We start from the raw sequence: 2,143 nt of genomic DNA, 5'->3' as shown, positions 1-2,143 counted from the left end.
CTGTCCTGCTTAGAAGCAATTTGCCAGGGGGGTCATCATATTGATCCATTACTTAAAAATATATCAAATCAAGAAATTAATAATGATTGGAATAAGTTGAACCAGAGAGAACGGGAAATACTCCCACTGCTGGCGCAAGGCCTTAAAAATAAAGAGATAGCTGCTGTGCTCTTTATTGCCGAAACTACGACCAGGGATTACGTGAGCGCAATCCTCGCGAAACTCCAGGTCAGCAACCGAGCTGCCGCTGCAGCGTGGGCCATAGAGCATGGTATAGCAGGGATCTAGGAAACCCGACATTTGTTGGATGACCTACAACAGTTTGAGGAGACATGCTGTTCATGTTCTCAAAAAAAATATGATCAAAGCCATCGTTGCTTCACTTCTCATCCTCGCCACACTGCCTAATCAAGCCAATGCCGGCGGGATGTCCTACACCAAAAAAATTCAAATGTGTGGAGTTTTTGCACAAGCCAATGCGGATGGTATGAGCGGCAAAGAGATGCTCCGCCAAATGTTAGTTCAGCGTGGTGACCCAGGCTATTTAGCGAATGTAATCTATGGTGAAATAAAAGAACTCTGCCCTCGCGCATATTGATTCTTAAGCCGGCTAAACACCGGCTTTTTTATTGCCTATCAGGCAATATATATGTTGCTTCGGCGGAGTAGGCAAAGAGCCTTAGCGAGAGCTAACCCAAAACTAATCTGGATTTTACATGCATTCAACACCTGTGTATTAGCAGCTTAAGGACAGGGAACAGCTGAGCTTTTTATTGCAGAAACCACTAACAGGGATTATGTCAACTCAATCTTCGGAAACTCCAGGTCAGCAACAGGGCTTCCGCTAATGAGTGGACTATTGGGAAAAGGTTTGATAGGGATCTAAGACACACTACTTTTGTCGGGTGACAGATCCTATATATTGGGCTGAGAATAGATAGTGAACCCAAAGGTCCCCAAATGCCCACCTTCGGAGTAAACAAATCTCAACTCCCCAACCCCTTAAGTGCCGAAGCTTTACAAGCCTCGGCTGACCGGATTCGGGGAACTATCAGACCCTCATCTGACGAGATAAGCGACACTATTCAACCTCCTGCTCCGAATCTCGCTAAGTCCAACAGTGACACTATTCAACCTTGGTTCTTATTGAGTTCGCCGTGTCAAGGAATGCTTACTGGGATTATTATCGCTCAGGGTGGATTCAGCGCGTTATTTCTTTTACTGTTACTCCCTTTTCTTGATGTTGCTGCAATATCCCGAATTCATTACCTAATTGTTGCATTTAGCGAGAGAGAAAAGGCTCTTAAGATTTCTCCTTTACGCCGACCTGGGTATGACAGAAGTATTTCTTGGTTATCTGCTATCCGTCCTATTGGTTGTGTTGCATTGAACTTAACTTTGGCAACGGTTTTTGCCCCTTTGATCGCTCCATACTCGCCAATGGCTTCAGCGACCAAGACTTTTTTTAATAAAGTTATAGCTATGCCAGCCACCTACTCTACTTTGAATGAACTTGATAAGTCTACCAGTTTTCTGTTGGGACCAGAGCAAAAATATTGGCTGCGAGACAATCAAGTAAGTTTGCTTGAGACAAAAAAATTAACGCTTGAGCAAGTTAAACGGAAAAAAACAGATGATGAATACCTAAGAGGTCAAGCGAGACGTGCAATAAGTACAGATATTAACGAAGTTACTTACAAGCAAATTTTAAGTGAAGTTACCTCACTGCCTCTCCACCCTCGCTTCAAGATTGTTCTTACTAAGCAACAGCAGCATCAAGTCATTGGATTGCGCCCAAAGGTCCAAGCTTTTTCATCTGAAGTTGATCTTAGGAAGCGTGAAGAACAAGCGAGGGAGATGGAAAAGGTAGCTGCAGAGAAGGCACGGTGGGGTGTGTATTACGAGAATTCTGAACTTAAGAATGATGCTATCTCGTCATGTAAAAATTCAGCATTTGAGAAGACTGGACAGAGTAAGAATTGGTTCTTTGATGATCGTGGCTTAGATTTTAATATTGCACCTATAGGGTCAAGTATTTGGGTTGGCGGTCCCTTCAAAGTTGAGATTGCAGGAGGTAATCTTGATGGCTCTAAAAGAATTACCCAGGTAGGTGTCGATTGTTATTTTGATAAGAATTCAACTA

Annotated in this window: 3 protein-coding genes; all 3 read left to right on the top strand. The window is 43.3% G+C overall.

Annotated elements, in window-relative coordinates; genetic code table 11:
* A partial coding sequence (locus KB557_RS10920; RefSeq protein ID WP_255134140.1) for a response regulator transcription factor occupies window positions 1-288 on the top strand: 288 nt, incomplete at its 5' end.
* Between the two features lie 19 nt (window positions 289-307).
* Entirely contained in the window at window positions 308-598 is a 291-nt protein-coding gene (locus KB557_RS10915) for a hypothetical protein (protein WP_255134138.1), read from the top strand.
* A gap of 569 nt (window positions 599-1,167) precedes the next feature.
* A partial coding sequence (locus KB557_RS10910) for a hypothetical protein (RefSeq protein WP_255134136.1) occupies window positions 1,168-2,143 on the top strand: 976 nt, incomplete at its 3' end.

The organism is Synechococcus sp. Cruz CV12-2-Slac-r (assembly GCF_024346075.1).
GTDB lineage: Bacteria > Cyanobacteriota > Cyanobacteriia > PCC-6307 > Cyanobiaceae > Synechococcus_D.
This window is presented reverse-complemented; position numbering and strand designations above follow the sequence as displayed.

Coding starts and splice junctions, on each gene's coding strand:
- KB557_RS10915 (WP_255134138.1), top strand. CDS start 308: ATGACCTACAACAGTTTGAGGAGACATGCTGTTCATGTTCTCAAAAAA.